Origin of the sequence: Emticicia sp. SJ17W-69, from assembly GCF_051209875.1 — a bacterium.
Lineage (GTDB): Bacteria > Bacteroidota > Bacteroidia > Cytophagales > Spirosomataceae > Emticicia.
In genome coordinates this window covers 3,436,669-3,457,159 of the sequence record NZ_JBNTQY010000001.1, presented here as the reverse complement: position 1 = coordinate 3,457,159, position 20,491 = coordinate 3,436,669, and the positions used below count along the sequence as shown (strand labels likewise).

Sequence of the window (20,491 nt, the reverse complement as noted above, 5' to 3'; positions counted from 1 at the left end):
TAAAAATTGAAATAAATGAACTTATCATTTAAAACAGGAGATGAATTAATTCTATTCTTGGTATTGGTAACTCTCGTCATTTTCGCAATCGTTATTTTGTTTGTGGTTTTCGGAATTTTCCGTGCATTAAAACAAATTGATGCTGAGCGAAGCGGGAAATTAACCGAAGCATTTAGCTTTGATGTATGGTGGAAAAGCCTAACTGGTGCAGTTCCCCTTGAAAAAGAAGAAGTGATTTTATTGAATCACAATTACGATGGAATCAGGGAGTTGGATAATCACCTTCCACCTTGGTGGAAATACCTCTTCTACGCAACAATTGTCTTTGCTATCATTTATATGCTTGATTATCACGTTTGGAAATCAAGTCCTTTACAAGAAGATGAATATCAACAAGAAGTTGCTGTAGCACAAAAACAAATCGAAGAGTTTCAAGCAAAAAACGCCAATAGTATTGATGAAAATTCTGTCAAACTTTTGGCAACGGATTCAAAAGTTGTTGCGAAAGGAAAAGAAATTTTTACTGGAAAATGTGTGGCTTGTCACGGAGCTTTGGGTGAAGGTGGCGTAGGACCAAATTTAACCGATGAATATTGGTTACATGGCGGAACGATCAAGGATATTTTCAAAACCATTAAAAATGGTGTTCCTGAAAAAGGAATGATTTCTTGGAAAGCAACGTTGAAACCAAACGAAATTCAAGACGTTTCTAATTATATCGTATCTTTAGCTGGTACTAATCCTCCAAATGGTAAAGCTCCACAAGGAGACAAAGCCACGGCTGATTCGACTGCAACGAAGTAAATACTTATCTTTTGATAAAAAAATCCTTCACAACCTTTTTTTCGAGAAGGTTGTGAAGGTACAAAATTATGACTACCACAATACCCAATATTTCGGAGTTTTATGATGAAGAGTACCGTGACACAATAGCCACGGTAGATAAAAATGGGAAACGAATTTGGTTACATCCAAAGAAACCAAAAGGGAGTTTTCATAACAAAAGAATCATTGCTACGATTATATTTTTAGCAATCTTCTTTTCAGTACCTTTTATCAAGATTGGCGGTCAGCCTTTGTTGATGATGAATATTTTTGAAAGAAAGTTTGTGATTTTTGGACAACCATTCTTTCCACAAGATTTTGTGTTGTTTGGCATAGGAATGATTACCTTTTTTGTATTTATCATTCTCTTCACGGTAGTTTATGGACGTTTTTGGTGTGGATGGGCTTGCCCTCAAACAGTTTTCTTGGAAATGATTTTCCGTAAAATTGAATATTGGATTGAAGGAGATGCACGTCAACAACAAAAACTTGATAGTGGGCCATGGACTTCTGAAAAAATTAGGAAGAAGACACTCAAGCATTTTATATATATCGTTTTTTCTGTGATAATTGCCCATTTTACAATGGCTTATATCATTGGAATCGAAGAAACTATTAATATCGTTACTATTTCACCAGCATATCATTGGTCTGGTTTTATAGGTATTTTAGTTTTCACAGGTTTATTTTACTTTGTTTTTACTCGTTTACGAGAACAAGTTTGTATTGCAATTTGCCCTTACGGTCGTTTGCAGGGCGTTTTGATGGGACGTAGTACAATGGCAATTATGTATGATTTTGTTCGAGGTGAGCCAAGAGGAAAATTGAGCAAAACCCCTGAAAAATCAACTGTCCAAAAACATGGTGATTGTATAGATTGTGCTTTGTGCGTTCAAGTTTGTCCAACTGGAATTGATATTAGAAACGGCACTCAGCTTGAATGTGTCAATTGTACCGCTTGTATTGATGCTTGTGATGAAGTAATGATAAAAATTGATAAACCTAAAGGACTTATCAAATATGCTTCACAAGAGAGTATTGAAAAACGTACACCATTTAAAATGTCGCCAAGAGCCTATGCTTATTCGATAGTTTTGTTACTTTTAGTAGGCGTAGAGGCATTTTTATTAATGAGTCGTACAATGGTAGAAACGACGATTATGCGTGTGCCGGGGCAAATGTACCAAGAGCAACCAAACGGAGTTATCAGTAATTTATACAATGTGCAGTTTGTCAATAAAACATCTGAACCGATTGATTTAGTTTTAAAAGTTGCTGATAATAAAGGTGTTATCCGATTGCAAGGCAGTAAAATTCATGTACCAATGCAAGGTAGAGCAGATGCTGTTTTCTTTTTGGATATGCCAAGAAATAAGGTAACTGATATAAAAACGCCATTAAAAATTGAAGTTTACAACGGACAAGTTTTAGTCGAAACTGTAAAGACTAATTTCTTAGGGCCAGCAGAATAGTTTAATCAATTAAGAATTAAGAATGGAGAATTAAGAATTAAATTTTTAAAGTTTTATTCATCAATTCATCATTTTTAATTCTCCATTCTTAATTAAAAAAAAGATGAACTGGGGAAAAAAAATAGCAATCGTTTATTTAAGTTTTGTAGCATTCATGGGCTTTATGGTTTGGAAATGTTTACAACAAAAAGATATTAATTTAGTTAGCGAAGACTATTATCAGAAAGAAATCGCTTATCAAGATAATATCGATCAAATGAATAATACAAACCAACTTTCGTCTGAATTGAAATTTGGTTACAAACCAGAAAATCAAGTAGTGAAACTTGACTTTCCAAAAGAGTCGGTTGGTGCAACTGGTGAAGTGAACTTTTACAGACCAGCCGATGCTAAAAAAGACTTTGCCGTGAAACTTGAAATTGCCAATGTTGAAAGTCAATCAATTCCAGTAGCAAGTCTTGATAGAGGTTTGTGGGTTGTGAAAGTTTCATGGAAAAAAGATGGTAAAGGGTATTATAAAGAAGAAAAAATGGTTTTATAGAGTTCTGAATGTTGAGTTCTGAGTTATGAGTTAACAAAAACTCAACTCAGAACTCAGAACTCAGAACTCAGAACTTAAAAAAGACGTGTTTTACTCAGCATTCATCATGGGATTTATAGGAAGTCTGCACTGCGTAGGTATGTGCGGTCCAATTGCTATGATGTTACCAGCAGATACTTCTAAAAAGTGGAAGTTTATTACAGGAAGAATTCTTTACAATAGCGGTAGAATATTGACTTATGGCTTTTTGGGTCTTTTTGTAGGTTTTATTGGTGAAAGTACAAGCTATTTTATTTCACAAAAAACGCTTTCTATTGTACTCGGAATCTTGATTTTATTGGCAGTATTATTGCCCAAATCATTACAAAATAAAATTAGCTTAAATCCTCAAATATTTAGGTTTACTAATCTTATAAAATCTTCATTATCAGCACTTTTTAAGAAACATTCGTTTGTGACGCAGTTTTTGTTTGGGCTTTTAAATGGTTTTCTTCCTTGTGGATTGGTTTATGCGGCTCTAAGCGGAGCATTTCTAACCGAACACATTACCGACGGAATGACATTTATGTTTTTATTTGGACTCGGTACTTTGCCTATGATGTTAGGTATAAGTTTGGGAGCCACATGGCTTAGAAAAACCTTTGCCTTGAAACTCCCAAAACTTATTCCAATTACTTATTCAATTCTTGCTATTTGGCTGATAATCAGAGGTTTTAACGCTGCTTATCCTCATATTATCAAACAAAATATTGATTTATCAAATATTCCTTTTTGTCATTAAGAAAAGAGCTTATTTTTTAGAAGTATCCTGACCTACAGTTTTTAATCCTTCCAATGAAGCCATTCTTTTTTCAAAATCTTCTAATTTTTGTTTAAAACCATTTGCTTCTTGCAGTTGTTTTTTCAAATCATTGATTTGGATTTGTTGTTCCTTCACGGCATTTACTAAAGGCATTATAAAATCAGAATAAGCCAAAGAATACATTCCATTGTTTGATTTATTCAGTCCACTAAAGCTTACTCCTAATTTTTTCATCGTTTCTTCCACTTCCTGTGCGATGAAACCATCATGCCTAACCTTTGTTTTATCTGAAATATAATTATAACTTACGGGACTTAAATGCGTAATAAAATCTAATCCTAAACGATTATTGACTGTAATGTTTTCTTTTAATCGACGGTCAGATGGAGTTGTAAAAGGTACTTGACCTTCAATAACAGTAACCGAGGCATCCCCAATTCTAACTTTATTGCTTGCATCTACTTTAGCATTAGAACCAATGGCCATGGCATTGCTAAAATCGTCAGTGGCATCACTTGCATAGCCTAAAAATGTATTGTTATTACCAGTAATAATGCTATTACCTGATTGTTGCCCATCAGCAGTATTCATATAACCAGTTATGTTTTTTAGCAAAGCATTTTGTCCATTTGCAGTATTATTGTAACCAATAGTGTTTTCTTGAAGGCTACTTTTACCATTCGCAGTATTATTGATTCCAGTAGTGTTTTTTCGTAGAGCCCAGAATCCATTTGCGGTATTATTGTTACCAGTTGTATTGTATTCTAAACTGCCAACTCCATTTGATGTATTGGAATTGCCAGTTGTATTGGCATTAAGAGAATAAAAACCATTAGCAGTATTAGAATTACCTAATGTATTGTTTTGTAGACTACTACCTCCATTTGCAGTATTATAATTTCCTGTTGTATTTGCATTAAGAGACCAATTTCCAATTGCAGTATTATTGCTACCAGTTGTGGTTTTCATCAAAGAGCCTACACCTACTGCTGTATTAGCATTGCCAGTGGTATTTGATTGTAGAGACCAATTTCCATTTGCTGTATTAGAGTTTCCTTCTGTATTTTCTTGAAGACTGCCTTGCCCAGTTGCAGAATTAAAATTACCAATTGTATTGTTTAGCAAAGAAGCTTGTCCATTTGCAGTATTATCATGACCAGTTGTGTTGTTTTTCAACGAAATGTGTCCAGTAGCTGTATTATTGTTCGCAGTTGTATTGTTTTGAAGACTACCTTGCCCATATGCAGTATTAGCATTCCCAGTTGTATTCTTTAGCAAAGCATTTTGTCCATTTGCAGTATTATTGTAACCATTGGTGTTATTTAAAAGTGACCCATTTCCAGTAGCAGTATTAGCATTACCAGTCGTATTAAATTGTAAGGCCCAACTACCATTTGCAGTATTATAGTTCCCAATTGTATTTTTTTCTAGTGCAGAATTTCCTGTCGCCGTATTTCCAACCCCACTTGAATTCTCGTGAAGTGCCAAGTTGCCATCAGCCGTATTAAAACTTCCCGTGTTGTTGAAAGTTAAAGCACCTTGCCCATTAGCAGTATTATTGTTACCAATTGTATTACTTTGAAGAGACCAATTTCCATTAGCAGTATTATTGCTACCAGTAGTATTAGCATAAAGAGAATAAAATCCAATTGCAGTATTAGCCTGACCTGTGGTATTCAAACCCAATGCGTTTGAGCCGAGTGCTACATTATTAATGAGTGTTCCACTATTGGTATTTCCTTTTAGCCCTTTTGGCGTAATTGTAATTGAACCATCGTTTAAATTTTGTGTAAAAATTTGACCTTTGGAGATGAATGTACTTAATAATAAAAATAGTAAAAAATAATTTTTCATAAGCAGTTCCTTCTTACTCCTAAAGAAAGCATTGGTTTTAAGGTTGTTCATGATTAATAGAGTTTTTAAGCATGAATGATTAGAAAAAATTAGTAAAATATTTCTTAATTGAGAAGATGAATTGCCTACAATAATGTAGGTGGGAATTCATTTATGAATATTTGATATTAATTGTGGTCTTACTTTTATTCTCCTTCTTCTTGAAAATATCACTATCTTATTATCGTGAAGTAAAAGTTGATTATAGGTGCTACTGATGACATAAGCCCAATTAACGACTTGAGCTTTGTTTGTTCTAATAAATTGTCCATGGGCTTGCAATATTTTTTGTATTTTACCAATATTAGTTGCCACCATAAAATTTTTGCCACTGGCGAGAAAGATAGTTGTGTAGTTACTATCAGCAATGAGTATAATTACTTCTTCAGGTTGCACATGTTTACGTCCGCCCACGTGAACTAGGGTATTTGGAAGGTTATTTGAAGAATTCATAGGCTATTTTTAAATATCAAACAAAAGGGTATTAATAAGCAAAAATTCATTATTAAATATTAGTTTAATTTGAATTTTGCAAAGATTAAATATTATCACAGACCAGTAATTTTTGAAGGATAGCTTGTAACCAATTGAAAGTTAGAATTTATTTGGAGATCATGTTATCAGTGGTTTTTCATGGTAAGAATTAAATTCGGATAATGGAAATACCTATGCTGTAAAAAGATGCAAAGGCACCAAGAAGGTAAGTAGGTGTTTTTTTATCATATTTTTGATTATTCAGAGATCAGTTTTAATTTTTATAAATTATATTTTTCTAATATTTGAGAAACTTTTACGATATTCAAAATAGTAGATTAAATATGGTTTTAACTATCCATTTTTATTAAACGGTCATTTGTTGCCTTAGGGTGCTTTGAAATTCTTGCACCTTTTGGTTTGAAAGTAAACCATAAACGATCTTTTATTATCTTTTTGAAGTGAAATTGGTTGAAGCCTTAAAATACACACTAAAAAGATAGAGTGTTTCGTTTAGTTATTTGTTTAGACTTTATGCTGACTAATTGCTATTTTATCTTAAAATAGTTTTATGAAAGGGAAAAAAGCTAATTTTAAATGGGTATTTAGCAAATTTTACTTTAGTACTGTAAATAAAAAAACTAAATCTACACTTTAATTAGGTTGAGATTTTGGGTGCCATACACAGATCTCACAGAATTTTTTTTATATTAAGTATCGATAAATAATCGATACTCATAGAATTGGCCAATAAATTTGGGTAATAAACAAAAAGCATCAGATTCGATCCTGATGCTTTTTTGTTTAAAATAGAATATTTATTCAATTTTAGCTATTACTTCCTATAATCCAAAGCAGGTTTTCTGTCACCAACCATCGCCTGATACTTGAATTCTTTAGTGCCACGGGCTTTTTCAAATTCAGTTTTTGCATCTTTTATCAATTGTGGGTTTTCAAAAAGGTCAGTTGCTGTTAAGGCCAAAGTTTTTGCAGCGATTACCATTCCTTTTCTACCAATACTCATGCCACCCGCTGCAACGGCCTGCCAACTATGTGCTGGTGTTCCAGGAACCCAAGTTGCAGTTGACAGTCCAACGGTTGGTACTGTCCAACTAACATCACCTACATCGGTTGAACCACCCGCACCTTTTTCGGCCGATAATGGTTTTACACCTGTGGCATCATCATATTTTATGCTTTCTAAACCTAAGGTTTTTGAAATTTTTTCTGCAAATGCTTTTTCTTCAGCTGTGTAGGTCATTCCACCAACTTTAGTTAGGTTTGCGTGCATCACTTTTGCAAGGGTTTCATTAGGCAAAAGTTCGTAAGTTCCACCTGTCAATTCCCAATCTACTTGTGTGTCGGTTCCCATAGCTGCTCCTTTGGCTGCTTTTTCAATGCGAGACCACACATCCATCACATCAGTTCTACGTGGACTTCTTGCATAATAATAGACCTCAGCAAAATCGGGTACCACGTTAGGAGCTTTTCCGCCATTAGTAATTACATAATGAATACGAGTGTCAGAAGGTACATGTTCACGTAACATATTTACCATATTATCCATTGCTTCTACACCATCCAAAGCCGAACGGCCTTTTTCAGGAGAGGCAGCCGCATGAGCTGAAATACCATGAAAACGAAATTTTCCTGATTTATTTGCTAATGAAGTACCAAAACTTGCACTATTTGAAGAACCTGGATGCCAGTGAACAACTACATCAACATCATTGAATAAACCTTCACGCACCATATACACTTTACCAGAGCCACCTTCTTCGGCAGGTGTTCCATAAAAACGAAGCGTTCCTTTGATATTATTGGCTTTCATATACTCTTTTACTGCAATGGCTGCAGCTGCTGAGGCAGTGCCAAATAGATGATGCCCACAAGCATGGCCAGCGATTCCACCGACTGATTTTTGGTCGGCTGTTGAATCTTGTGACAATCCTGGCAAAGCATCAAACTCGCCCAAAATACCTATGATTGGTTTTCCTTCACCAAAACTTGCTGTAAATGCAGTGGGAATTCCTGCAACACCTTTTTCAATCTTAAAGCCTTCTTTGCTAAGTGTTTCTTGTAATAAATTAGAGCTTTTAGTTTCTTGATAACCGACTTCAGCATAGTTCCAGATTTGTTTGGCAATGCCGCCATAATACATTTCTTTTTTGCTGATACTTTCAAGCATTTTGTCTTTTGAGTTTTGGGCAAAAATACTCAAACTTACAAAGGAGAGTAATAAAAACAGGTGTTTCATGTTTTAGATGAAGTTTGGTTTATGATTAGTTTAGGTAATTTCTTTCCAATAGTGTCCACTGTAAAACAAGGATATAATAACTTCTTATCTACCAATATCTGTGGTCTGATTATTAATAAATAACTCTTTTTTTACCAAATCAGGCCTTGTTTTTGAAATCAAATGCCCTGATTCAGGAATAAATATAAATTTAGCATTTTTTCCAACAAGCATCCTTTTTGCAAAAGAAAAATTTGTTGTATCAACAATCCAATCTTGCCCACCGACCATTACAGTTACGTCAGATTTGATTTTTTGCCAGTCATTTTTCAAGATTCTTAACTCTTTTGTGTGAGCATACTTTTCATCAGTTGCAGTATTCATTCTTTCGGGTAAGAACCAACGTACTAAAAATACTTTCCCGAATTTTGAAAACCACCAAAATTTTTCAGTATCGGGGTCAATTGCTGGTGAAAGTAAAATAATCTTTTCAATTTTTTCTGGAAACAATGCTGCAATTTTGGCCGCTACTGGAGCTCCATACGAACGACCAATAATGATTGCTTTTTTATGCGAATGATTGTTTTTTAGTGCAAGAATAATGCTTTTTGCTTGTTGTTCGAGTGAATAAGTTCTTTTTTTAGGATGACCCAATGTACCAAATTTTTGAGATTTTCCGTAGCCTGGTCTATCTACCGAAATGAGATGAAAATTATGTTGCAGTAGGCTATCATCAAGCATATTCAGATAACCATCCCAAGAGCCAGGGGCTCCATGAATAAAAATGACTGGTTGAGCAGTATCCGACCCGAAAGTTACAAAATGCAATTTAATGGAGTCATTTTCAATAACGTGATAAAAAGGCTTGGCAAGTCGATTTTCATAATGTAATCTTAGCTCTTTATCTGTCATAATCCATTTATTAAAACAAGAAACCAGTACAACACTAAATGTAATAAATATTAATGTGAATTTTAACTGTGATTTCACTTGAATCTGTATTTATCTTCTAAAAAATATGAAACGTAATAAATAAACGTAGTTTCAAGATAAAACGTTTGAGAAAAAATAATTTTAATGCTACTTTAAGCCAAACTTTTTTCCAGGCATAGCTTTGATTATACCTTGAAATTCAAGATTGAGTAGGAGTGAAGCTACCCGATTAATGGAAATTTGTGTTTGCCAACTCAATTCATCAATTTGCATTTCTCCATGTTGGCGAAGATGAGCAATCACCTGACTTTCTTCGTTTGTAAATAAACTTAAATCTAATTCAGTGCTATTTGTCTTTTTAGACTGACTTTCGACATTCGATTCAATATTCCAATTTAAAATTTCTATAATATCATCAACTTTTGTATAAATATTAGCTTTATTTTGTTTGATAAGCTTATTGCACCCTTCCGAATATTTACTCGCTAAAGTGCCTGGTACAGCAAAAACCTCACGGTGATAATTATTGGCATACTCTGCAGTAACCATTGCCCCTCCTTTACTGGCAGATTCAATCACAACTGACGCATCGCTCAAACCAGCAATAATGCGATTTCTGGCAATAAATAAATTGCGTATAGGTTGCATTCCAAGTGGATTTTCAGAGATAATCCCACCTTCTTGACATATTTGCTCAATATATTTTTCGTGTTGTGAAGGATAAATAATATCTAATCCACTTGCTAAAACTGCAATAGTAGGAAGTTTATTTTCGAGGGCAGATTTATGGGCTGCTATGTCTATGCCATAAGCTAATCCACTCACTATCAGTGGATTGTATGGCTTGATTCCATGCACAAGTTCTTCAGTTATTTTTTTTCCATAATCAGTGGCCTGTCTTGTGCCAACAATACCTATTGTTCGGAAATGGCTTAAATCAGCATTCCCTTTATAATAAAGTACGGCTGGAGCATCATAAAGTAATTTTAGGCGTGAAGGATAATTTTTTTCGGTCGAAAAAAGTAGTGTTATTTGTTTCTTTTCAGCTTCAAGTAGGTGTTTTTCTGCATTAGCAAGCAAATTCTTACTTTTTAAACCTTCGATTATTGTTTGCCCAATCCCAGAAATTTTAAGAAGTTTATCAGTTTTTGCTTTAAAAACATTTTCTGCTGAACCAAAATGGCTAATTAGTTGCCTAAATGAAACTCCTCCGACACCTTCAACATGCGTTAAAGCAATCTGATAAAGTTTTTCCATAAACTTAAAGTGTGTTGATAATTTATATTAGTTTGTGGTATTTTAAATAAAAAACAAATAAAAAAAATCTTATAAAATCTATTCAAGTGGATAATCTATATTTTCTTAAAAATTGTATAGAATTTACATTTCCAATTCCTCATTCCGAAATCTACAATCACAATTCTTTATTTCTTATTATATATTCTCCCCAAATAGGATAATGGTCGGAATATGGTGTTTCTGAAAATGTTTTAAAACGTTTGATTTCAAAATACTTATTATCAAAGAATTGGTTATCAATTCTAATAAAACCTGGCTTTTTGTGATAAGTAAATCCAAATCCTCGACCTGCTTCTTCAAAAGCGTTTTCTAAATAATTACGTACTTTTCCATACGCAAAACCATAAGGTAATTCATTAAAGTCTCCACAAACAATCAAAGGGTAGGGGCTTTCTTGTATCCATTTTTCTAATTCTTTTACTTGAATCCCTCGGTCTTCAAAACCACCTTTCAATTGATGATAAATAGTTTTGGCTTCTTGTTTTGCTTTTTCTTTGTCTTGTTTTGCTGCAATTACACGCTGTACTCGAATACCCATTGAGCGGAGTTGAACATTGATGACTCGGATTGTATCTCTTTTGACAACAATATCAGCAGAAAGTAACCCGTTATGATTAATTGACCAATGTTTTTCTTGTTTTCTTATGATTGGGTATTTAGAAAAAATAGCTAATCCAATATCTCCCTGACCTTTGTCATTACCAGGAGTTGAATGAACATAAGTATAGTATTTATGTGTACCTCGAAGTTTTTTAATTGTTTGGAATTGCGGAAAACCATCCCAGTTATATAACTCTTGTACACATTTAATATCGGCATCAATATCAACAACTTTTTTTACTATATTGATAGCATTGGTGGTATCGTGTTGGTCAATGTAAGTAAAAGCATCGCACCACATAAGATTATAACTCAAAATTGTGAGTCCTTTACGAGTATCGTTACTATCAATATTATGCCAAGAAATGGTTCTTAAAATAAATGGAAAACCCAGAATAAGAATACCTAAAGAAAGAAATGTACGATAAGACTTACGAAAAATCCAAATTAAAACAAATAAGAAGTTACCCAACAAAACAAATGGCATTGAAAGCATTAAAAAACCGGCAAGCCAATGCTTTACACTTACTGAATAACTCAACTGATATACTAATAAAGTATATAAGGCCAGTAAAATATTCATTAAGAATAAAAAACGCTTTAAAAATTTTCTAATCAATACCATTTTTTGTGATTAAAATGACTCTCCGAACAAGTATTACTAAATAATAATACAGATAATTGATTGATGATAAGAGAGTTATGTATATAGTGGAATTTGATGTGTCAAAATCATTGCCTAAAAATAGTTCCTAAACTTGAAATTACGAAATATACACGATAGAATCTCATTTTGAATTACTTTTTTAATATTACCTTTACTCAAAAATGAGTTGTTTGATGATGAAATTTACACAACAATGAAAAGTGCTATGAAAAATAAAGTAATCGAATGGGCAAAGAGGTATATGCCTGCTGGAATTATTTCCAGCACGGCAACAATTTTGTCTTCGGTTTTTACATTTAAAATAACACAAAATCATCTGACTACAGCTTTGGTGGGAACGTGGGTTGGGAATATTGTTTATTTTGGGTACATGTTACTTGCTGATATTTTCGCTGCTAAGAAGGAATTAAGAAAGAAAAATAAAAAATATTCATTTCATACTTTCATTCAAAATATAAGAGCTTTGGTTGTGGAATTTGGATTTACAGAAGTTGCTGATAGTCTTTTTATTCGACCAACGCTCATGTATTATTTTCCAATTTGGGTAAATGATATATGGTTAGGAATCATTCTTGCTAAAATTGTTGCCGATATTACGTTCTATGTGCCAGCAATCATCGTATATGAATATTCGAAGCAGAAATTGAGAAATTTTCAATGATAAAGCAGAGAATACTATTTGAATTAATAATTCAAATAAAATATAGTAATCAAACTTGCAAAAACGGAAATAAATACCTACATTTGCGGTAGAATTGTGAAAAAGGAGGTGCGAAGCCCTCCTTTTTTTCTTGTCATTGCTATCGCAAAATATGAATACTGAAGTTAAATCAAAAATCGAACAACTTTTACAACCACTTCTCGAAAATGATAAGTTTTTTGTGGTTGATATTAAAGTGTCTTTATCGAAATTAAATAGTAAAGTTACCATTCTATTAGATTCTGATGAAGGAATTAAGATTGATGAATGTCGGGCGATTAGTCGTCAATTAGGCGAAAGCTTAGATGAAATAATGCCTGAAAAATATACTTTGGAAGTGTCGTCGCCTGGTGTTGATGTTTTGTTGAAGTCAGAAAGGATGTATCGAAAAAATATTGGACGTAGCTTACAAATAACACTCAAAAACGGAACGATTGTTAAAGGAAAATTGGAAGAGGTTGATAGCCAAAAGATTACCATTATTGAAGAAAAAAAACGTAAGAAAACAGAGGAAATAATACCAATGAGTATTGCGTTTGATACTATAAAAGAATCACAAGTAATTATATCATTCAAATAATATAAAGAGGTTTACGAGTTTTTTGGTCATAAAAATGTTAGCTAATTTAGAAATAAATAGCATTTTTACATTCAGCACTCAAAACTCAGAACTCAGAACTAATTCAAAATATGCACAGTGGAGAGTTAATAGCATCCTTTTCGGAATTTGCCCGTGAAAAAAACATCGACCGACCAACCATGATTAAAGTGTTGGAAGACGTTTTTCGCACAATGATTCGTAAAAAATTTGGCTCAGACCATAATTTTGATGTCATCATCAATGCCGATAGCGGTGACTTGGAGATGTGGCGTACAAGAGAAATCGTTGATGACAACTCGGAAGATATTTGGGATACTGATAAAATTATGCTTTCGGAGGCTCAAAAAATTCAACCCGATTTCGAAATTGGTGAAGAAGTAGCTGATGAAGTTAAATTAGAAGATTTCGGTCGTCGTGTAGTGCAAACAGCTCGCCAAACTTTGATTCAAAAAATCAAAGATTTGGAAAAAGAAATGCTTTATTTGAAGTATAAGGACTTGGTTGGTGAATTAATTATCGTGGAAGTATATCAAATTTTAGGAAAAGAATTTGTTTGCTTAGATAGCGAAAGCAACGAATTAGTTTTACCAAAAACTGAGCAAATACCAAAAGATAGACCAAGAAAGGGTTCAAGTATCAAAGCTGTTGTTCATAAAGTTGAAATGAACAATGGTACACCAAGAATTACACTTTCACGAACTTCACCAGTATTTTTGGAACGTTTGTTTGAGCAAGAAATTCCAGAAATTTTGGATGGACTTATTTCAGTTCGTAAAATTGTTCGTGAACCAGGCGAGAGAGCCAAAGTCGCAGTTGAGTCTTACGATGATCGTATCGATCCAGTGGGAGCTTGTGTTGGGATGAAAGGTTCAAGAATTCATACAATTGTTAGAGAATTGGAAAACGAAAATATTGACGTTATTCAATGGACCGATAATCTTAACTTGTTGATTTCAAGAGCATTAAGCCCTGCAAAGATTAGTAATATTCAGGTAGATAATGAGCGTAAGCGTGTAGCTGTTTACTTGAAACCAGATCAAGTTTCTTTGGCAATTGGTAAAGGCGGTATGAATATCAAATTGGCAGGGAAACTAGTGGGGATGGAATTAGACGTATTCAGAGACATTGAAGGTGAAGAAGACGAGGAAGATGTTGATTTGTCTGAATTCTCTGATGAAATCGAAGATTGGGTATTGGATGAATTCCGCAAAATCGGTCTTGATACAGCTAAATCTGTTTTGGCCATTTCAAAAGAAGATATTGCTCGCCGAACTGAATTAGAAGAAGAGACAATCGAAGAGGTAATGGAAGTATTACGCAGAGAATTTGAATAAATGAGTGTAGTTTATAAAACCTTTCTGTCAAATTATTCGTTGGAAAGGTTATTAAGTAGTAATTTAAAACTAATCGAGATGAAGAATGTAAAATAATAACCTGATAATCAGTTGATTATAAAATTCTGAAATGCCGATTGTTTGAATTTTGCTACTTATAGGTTTCTAACCTATCAAATAGTGATGTATATAGATTCCTGATTGTCTATTTCATCCGTTCACAATTAGTAAAGAAATAGTCCAGTAATGGATAACAAAAACCGATTTTTATAATCAATTTATGACAGAACAAAAAGAAATGCGACTCAGCCTTGCAGCTAAGAAACTCAACGTTGGTATCGTTACTATCGTCGAAAAGCTTGCCGTAAAAGGAATTCGTATTGAAAATAATCCAAACGCCAAACTCAACTCTGAGCAGTTAAATATTCTCTCAAAAGAATATAACAATACTTCTTTGCTTGAAGATGGTACAGCACCTAAATCTGTTGAGGAAAATAAAGCTTCATCGGGTAATTCTGATATACTTTATTTCCGTGATCAATCTAAAGTTGAAGAGAAAAAAGTAGAACCAGTTGTCGAAAAAACGCCAATTGTACAAGCTGAACCAGAAGTAATTCGTGTAGAAAACAAATTACAAGGGGTCACTATTCTTGGCAAAATTGATTTAGACAAAAAGCCAACTCCTCCACCTGTTGAGCCTGTGAAGGTCGAACCAGTTGTGGTTGCTCCTAAAGTTGAGCAAAAAATATCGGAAGTTGAAACGCCAAAACCAGTTGTTGTTGAACAACCAAAGGTAGTCGTTGAAACTCCTAAAGAACCTGTAAAAGCTGAGCCAGTTGTAGAAATTGCTAAAACACCGATTGTTGTTGAAGCACCAAAACCAGTGGTTGAAGCTCCAAAGGCAATTGTCGAAGAAGTAAAACCTGTGGCTGAAACGCCAAAACCAGTGGTTGAAGAGTCAAAGCCAGTTGTAGAGCTGCCGAAAGTAGAAGTTCCAAAAGTTGTTGTTGAGCCGCCAAAGTTTGAACAAAAACCAAATGAACAACGTCGTCAGCAAGAACCACAAAGACAAGATAATCGTCCTCCTTATCAGAAGCAGGATAATCAACAAAGACCTCAAGGTCAAGGACAACAGAGACCGCAAGGACAAGGTGGACAACCACAACAAAGAAATGACCAACGTCCTCCGCATAAAGCTGAGCAAAGACCAGTTCCACCACCACCACCTAAGAAAGAAATTCCTATCATTGAAGATTTCATCGAGCCTGAATTAATTCAAGCAAGAGGCGAAAAACTTCAAGGTTTAAAGGTCTTAGGTCGAATTGAATTGCCAGTTGAGAAAAAAGCATTGAGTAATGAAGAAAAACGCAAGCGTAAACGTAAGCGTGTGAAACGTGGAGAGAAAGTCAATAGTGCTAATGGAGATGTTGTAGTAAATAAACCAAAAACTTCAGGCCCAGCAGCGACTGGCGTAGCGAAAACTACCGAGTCACCTAAAAAAGCTGATGTTAAGAAGAAAAAAGAGCGTCGTGAAGAGGTTTCGCAAGTACAGGTAAAAGAGCAAATCAAACAAACGATGGCTCGTATGCAAACCAAAGGCCCTGACTTTGGAGCAAAATACCGTAAAGACAAACGTAAGTCTCGTGCCGACCAAGAAGAACAACGTGTACTTCAAGAGCAAGAAGAAAGCAATATCTTGAAAGTAACCGAATTTATCTCTGCTGCCGAATTGGCTTCATTGATGGATGTCTCAGTTACGGAGGTTATTTCTGCAGCCATGAAAATGGGTATGTTTGTATCAATCAACCAAAGACTTGATGCAGAAGCAATCCAAATGCTTGCTCTTGATTTTGATTATGATGTACAGTTTATCTCTGCCGAAGAAGAGATAAAAGTGGATACCATCGAAAAAGAAGATGCGGATGAAGATTTATTACCAAGAGCTCCAATTGTAACCATTATGGGTCACGTTGATCATGGTAAAACTTCATTACTTGATTATATTCGCCGTACGAAGGTAGCTTCAGGCGAGGCTGGAGGTATCACTCAGCATATCGGAGCTTATGATGTTGAAATCAATGAAGGTCCAAATAAAGGCAAGAAAATATCATTCCTTGATACACCTGGTCACGAAGCATTTACTGCCATGCGTGCCAGAGGTGCGAAAGTCACTGATATTGTAATAGTTGTAGTAGCTGCCGATGATAGTGTGATGCCTCAAACCCGTGAGGCTATCAACCATGCACAAAATGCTGGCGTGCCAATTGTATTTGCTATCAATAAAATTGATAAAGTAGGTGCAAATCCTGCAAAAATTCGTGAAGATTTAGCTAAAGAAAATATTTTAGTTGAAAGTTGGGGTGGTAAGTATCAAGAACAAGAAGTATCTGCCAAAAAAGGTATTGGTATCAATGAATTGCTTGATAAAGTTTTGCTTGAAGCCGAATTACTTGACTTGAAGGCGAACCCAGATAGAACTTCTGTAGGAACTGTAGTTGAAGCGTCTTTGGATAAAGGTCGTGGATATGTTACAACCGTTTTGGTTCAAAATGGAACCTTAAAAGTAGGTGATGTGATATTGGCAGGTCAATATTTTGGACGTGTAAAAGCAATGGTTGATGCAACTGGTGCAAGAATCAAGTCTGCCGGCCCATCAACACCAGTACAGGTGCTTGGATTACCAGGTGCTCCTCAAGCAGGTGATAGATTCAATGTAATGGATACTGAGCGTGAAGCTCGTGATATTGCAAACAAACGTGAGCAAATTCATCGTGAACAAAGTATTCGTGCTAAAAAGCATATTACATTGGAGGAAATCGGACGTAGAAAGGCTATTGGAACATTCCATCAATTAAACGTAATTGTGAAAGGTGACGTGGATGGTTCAGTAGAGGCACTTTCGGATTCATTATTGAAACTTTCAACCGATGAAGTTCAAGTAGCAATTATCCATAAAGGAGTTGGTCAAATTTCTGAATCTGATGTTTTGCTTGCTTCTACTGCTGATGCAATTGTGATTGGTTTCCAAGTTCGCCCTTCAACTAATGCTCGCAAGATTGCAGACCAAGAAGAAATTGAAATTCGCTTATATTCAATCATTTATGATGCGATAAACGAGATTCGTGATGCGATGGAAGGTTTATTAGCTCCGAAGGAAGAAGAAACAATTGTTGGTACAATTGAAGTTCGTGAAGTATTCAAAATCTCTAAAGTTGGTACAATCGCAGGTTGTTATGTGACTGATGGAAACTTCAAACGAAATAACAAAGTCAGATTGATACGTGACGGGATCGTTATTCATGAAGGTGAAATACAACAATTGAAACGTTTCAAAGATGATGTAAATGAAGTGAAATATGGCTTTGAATGTGGTATGAGCTTAAAAGGTTTCAATGAAATCGAAGTAGGTGATACACTTGAAAGCTTTGAAATCAAAGAAGTAAAACGTAAGTTGTAATTAACAACTTAGGAGATAATAAAAAGACCTTTCAGCAATGAAAGGTCTTTTTTTATAGTAAAAAAATTATTTGCTAATATGTTGTACTAAAGTTCGTTTGGCAACGGGCAATAATGTTTCTTCCAAAGGGAAAGACAATTCAGTTTCGATGGCATAAACGGCTGGATGAGGCATGTTTTTTTGAACTTTAATAAGATTTAGCTTGATATTTTCATAGCTATTTACAAAATTACGTTCCCATTCTGAAATAAATGTAGTGCTAAGAGATCTATATTTTTCACTATGTCTTTCAAAAAGAGTCAATCTGTAGGAATAGACTCTTGTACTATGCTTTTTCCCTGCACTCAAGAAGAAATATCCTTCATCGAGTTTGAGAGGCATTATGCCGATTGGATTGATTGCTAATTTACTTTCAACGAAACTACAAATTTCATTACCTACTGAAATGGCATTTTTAAATCTCTGAGTAGCATAGTGCATTATTTCTTCAATTTCAAGCATCAAAGTATTATCAGCAATCATCTCTTCATAGATTAATTCTAAATTCTCAATTTGAATTCCAGTTAAACGTTTAGGAAATTGTTCTTTAAGGTAGTTTTTGTTTGACTTTAGGGAAGTCAAATTATTGTAGTGAAAAAATAAGTCGGAAAGTTGAGGATAAATCTTATTTTCATCAAAACACTCTTTGACTTTTTGTAGATAAGCCAATAAGGTATATTTTTTTACTTCAAAATCAATAGTACCATCTACTATCCATGTTTCTGATAACTTGTTCATAGTATTAGCGTTTGTTGAGTAATCAAATTTAATAGACATTTTGAGATTTCAAAAAAAAATATGGAAATTTTGAAAAGGTCACTAATATTTTCTTGATTTTTTCTTAAAAAAACATGGATTTGTAATATTTGGAAAAATATTAGAATCGATCAATGGTTAAATATCTACTATTATGAGAAACTATGAACCATTTGACAATAAAAAAGGCGATACTGTGAAGTATCGCCTTAAAAAAATTATTTGAGTCTATTTAGCATAAGCTACGCTTCTCATTTCACGGATGACTGTTACTTTTATCTGCCCTGGATATTGCATTTCTTTCTCTATTTTTTGTGAAATATCAAAAGATAATTTTCCAGCAATTTCATCTGTCACATTTTCAGAATCTACAATCACACGTAATTCACGACCAGCTTGAATCGCGTAACACTTTTCAACACCATTAAACGCCAGAGCCAATTCCTCTAAATCTCTTAAACGTTGCACATAAGATTCCATCATTTCACGTCTTGCACCAGGTCGTGAACCAGAAATAGAGTCACAAATCTGAATGATTGGTGAAATCATCGAAGTCATTTCAATTTCATCGTGGTGAGCACCAATGGCATTGATAACTTCTGGATGTTCTTTGTATTTTTTTGCTAATTCCATTCCTAAAAGTGCATGAGGCAATTCTTGCTCTTCGTGCCATACTTTACCAATATCATGTAGCAATCCAGCACGTTTGGCTAACTTAGCGTTCAGTCCTAATTCTGATGCCATTGTCGCACACATTTTGGCAACTTCACGAGAGTGCTGAAGTAGATTTTGTCCATAAGAAGAGCGGAAACGCATTCTACCAATCATACGAATCAAATCCGGGTGCAAACCATGTACGCCCAAATCAATAACTGTACGTTCACCAATTTCATTGATTTCGTTCTCAATATCTTTTTTAGTTTTAGCAACCACCTCTTCAATTCTTGCAGGGTGGATACGTCCATCTTGCACCAAACGATGGAGAGAAAGACGTGCAATTTCACGACGAACAGGATCAAAACTTGAGATCACAATTGCTTCTGGTGTATCATCTACGATCACTTCAACACCTGTAGCAGCCTCTAAAGCTCGAATATTACGCCCTTCACGTCCAATCACTTTACCTTTAATTTCATCACCTTCTATATTAAATACCGAAACACAGTTTTCGATTGCTTGTTCTGCAGCGGTTCTCTGGATGGTTTCAATAATAATTTTCTTAGATTCTTTTGTTGCGGTTAACTTCGCTTCTTCAATAGTTTGTTTAATAAAACCAGAAGCTCTCGTTTCTGCCTCACCTTTGATGGCATCAATCAATTGTTGTTTTGCTTGGTCAGCAGTCAGATTAGCTATTTTTTCTAATTGCTCCACTTGTTGTTGGAGCATTTTGTCAGCTTCTTCTTTACGTTTGGTAGCTGCTTCTATTTGTTTTGTTGCAGCCTCAGTTTGCTCAGTAAGTTTTGCTTGAAGCAATTCTAATTCTTTTTCTCGGCGAATATTCTGTTGTTCTAATTGCTGAGCTTGTTGTTTGGTCTGAGCAGCTTGTTGCTCCATTTGTTTGACTCGTTGCTCATTTTGTAAAATAATGTTTTTACGTTTGTTCGACTCGTCTTCAAATTCAGTTTTCAGTTTCAAAAAATGTTCTTTTGCTTCCAACATTTTATCTTTTTTAATGTTTTCAGCCGTTTGTTGAGCAGTTTTTAAAAGTTCATTCGCACGCATTTCTCCGTCAGCTTCTTTGCTTTGGAATGTTTTTTTGAGTAAGGCTCTTCCCACAAAATAACCTACTACCAATGCCAGTAGGGCTGCGAAAAGAACGGGTATAATATTTGACATTTCGGAAAATTTTTTAAAAATTTTAA

At 34.5% G+C, this 20,491-nt stretch carries 16 protein-coding genes; 8 read left to right on the top strand and 8 right to left on the bottom strand.

What is annotated here, in order from left to right; translation table 11 throughout:
* Nucleotides 1-15: 15 nt before the first annotated feature.
* The 4 genes from ACQUQZ_RS14090 (at nucleotide 16) to ACQUQZ_RS14075 (ending at nucleotide 3,619) form a co-directional block, all read left to right on the top strand.
* Nucleotides 16-804 carry a cbb3-type cytochrome c oxidase N-terminal domain-containing protein gene (locus ACQUQZ_RS14090; RefSeq protein ID WP_435355640.1) on the top strand — a complete coding sequence of 263 codons (789 nt, stop codon included), beginning with the start codon at nucleotides 16-18 and terminating at the stop codon, nucleotides 802-804.
* 68 nt (nucleotides 805-872) lie between these two features.
* The gene (gene ccoG / locus ACQUQZ_RS14085; RefSeq protein WP_435355639.1) at nucleotides 873-2,297 is read left to right on the top strand and encodes a cytochrome c oxidase accessory protein CcoG; all 1,425 of its coding nucleotides are present in this window, start codon (nucleotides 873-875) and stop codon (nucleotides 2,295-2,297) included.
* A 103-nt stretch (nucleotides 2,298-2,400) separates the two neighbouring features.
* Nucleotides 2,401-2,838 carry a FixH family protein gene (locus tag ACQUQZ_RS14080; protein ID WP_435355638.1) on the top strand — a complete coding sequence of 146 codons (438 nt, stop codon included), beginning with the start codon at nucleotides 2,401-2,403 and terminating at the stop codon, nucleotides 2,836-2,838.
* A gap of 85 nt (nucleotides 2,839-2,923) precedes the next feature.
* Nucleotides 2,924-3,619: a sulfite exporter TauE/SafE family protein gene (locus ACQUQZ_RS14075; RefSeq protein WP_435355637.1), complete on the top strand. Its 696-nt coding sequence runs from the start codon at nucleotides 2,924-2,926 to the stop codon at nucleotides 3,617-3,619.
* A gap of 9 nt (nucleotides 3,620-3,628) precedes the next feature.
* On the opposite strand, the gene ACQUQZ_RS14070 is transcribed toward ACQUQZ_RS14075, so the two are convergent.
* The 6 genes from ACQUQZ_RS14070 to ACQUQZ_RS14045 form a co-directional block, all read right to left on the bottom strand.
* A complete protein-coding gene (locus tag ACQUQZ_RS14070; RefSeq protein ID WP_435355636.1) occupies nucleotides 3,629-5,545 on the bottom strand; it encodes a tail fiber domain-containing protein in 1,917 nt (638 codons plus the stop codon).
* A gap of 96 nt (nucleotides 5,546-5,641) precedes the next feature.
* Nucleotides 5,642-5,986: a LytTR family transcriptional regulator DNA-binding domain-containing protein gene (locus ACQUQZ_RS14065; protein ID WP_435355635.1), complete on the bottom strand. Its 345-nt coding sequence runs from the start codon at nucleotides 5,984-5,986 to the stop codon at nucleotides 5,642-5,644.
* 856 nt (nucleotides 5,987-6,842) lie between these two features.
* A complete protein-coding gene (locus ACQUQZ_RS14060; protein WP_435355634.1) occupies nucleotides 6,843-8,264 on the bottom strand; it encodes an amidohydrolase in 1,422 nt (473 codons plus the stop codon).
* An 84-nt stretch (nucleotides 8,265-8,348) separates the two neighbouring features.
* Nucleotides 8,349-9,155, bottom strand: a complete 807-nt coding sequence (locus ACQUQZ_RS14055; RefSeq protein WP_435355633.1) for an alpha/beta fold hydrolase — start codon at nucleotides 9,153-9,155, stop codon at nucleotides 8,349-8,351.
* A 168-nt stretch (nucleotides 9,156-9,323) separates the two neighbouring features.
* Nucleotides 9,324-10,433, bottom strand: a complete 1,110-nt coding sequence (dprA, locus tag ACQUQZ_RS14050) for a DNA-processing protein DprA (RefSeq protein WP_435355632.1) — start codon at nucleotides 10,431-10,433, stop codon at nucleotides 9,324-9,326.
* A gap of 157 nt (nucleotides 10,434-10,590) precedes the next feature.
* Nucleotides 10,591-11,658 (bottom strand): endonuclease/exonuclease/phosphatase family protein, encoded by a 1,068-nt coding sequence (locus ACQUQZ_RS14045; protein ID WP_435355631.1) that lies wholly within the window; start codon nucleotides 11,656-11,658, stop codon nucleotides 10,591-10,593.
* Nucleotides 11,659-11,947: 289 nt separating this feature from the next.
* On the opposite strand from ACQUQZ_RS14045, the gene ACQUQZ_RS14040 reads away from it, so the two are divergent.
* From ACQUQZ_RS14040 to infB, 4 genes are all read left to right on the top strand, one after another.
* Nucleotides 11,948-12,403 (top strand): hypothetical protein, encoded by a 456-nt coding sequence (locus ACQUQZ_RS14040; RefSeq protein ID WP_435355630.1) that lies wholly within the window; start codon nucleotides 11,948-11,950, stop codon nucleotides 12,401-12,403.
* Between the two features lie 151 nt (nucleotides 12,404-12,554).
* Nucleotides 12,555-13,022, top strand: a complete 468-nt coding sequence (gene rimP, locus ACQUQZ_RS14035) for a ribosome maturation factor RimP (RefSeq protein ID WP_435355629.1) — start codon at nucleotides 12,555-12,557, stop codon at nucleotides 13,020-13,022.
* Nucleotides 13,023-13,132: 110 nt separating this feature from the next.
* A complete protein-coding gene (nusA, locus tag ACQUQZ_RS14030; RefSeq protein WP_435355628.1) occupies nucleotides 13,133-14,377 on the top strand; it encodes a transcription termination factor NusA in 1,245 nt (414 codons plus the stop codon).
* A 280-nt stretch (nucleotides 14,378-14,657) separates the two neighbouring features.
* Nucleotides 14,658-17,834: a translation initiation factor IF-2 gene (gene infB, locus ACQUQZ_RS14025; protein WP_435355627.1), complete on the top strand. Its 3,177-nt coding sequence runs from the start codon at nucleotides 14,658-14,660 to the stop codon at nucleotides 17,832-17,834.
* A 66-nt stretch (nucleotides 17,835-17,900) separates the two neighbouring features.
* Here the strand turns inward: infB and ACQUQZ_RS14020 are convergent, their stop codons facing one another.
* Both ACQUQZ_RS14020 and rny read right to left on the bottom strand, forming a co-directional pair.
* Entirely contained in the window at nucleotides 17,901-18,611 is a 711-nt protein-coding gene (locus ACQUQZ_RS14020; RefSeq protein WP_435355626.1) for a hypothetical protein, read from the bottom strand.
* A gap of 246 nt (nucleotides 18,612-18,857) precedes the next feature.
* Nucleotides 18,858-20,465 (bottom strand): ribonuclease Y, encoded by a 1,608-nt coding sequence (gene rny, locus ACQUQZ_RS14015; protein WP_435355625.1) that lies wholly within the window; start codon nucleotides 20,463-20,465, stop codon nucleotides 18,858-18,860.
* Nucleotides 20,466-20,491: the final 26 nt, after the last annotated feature.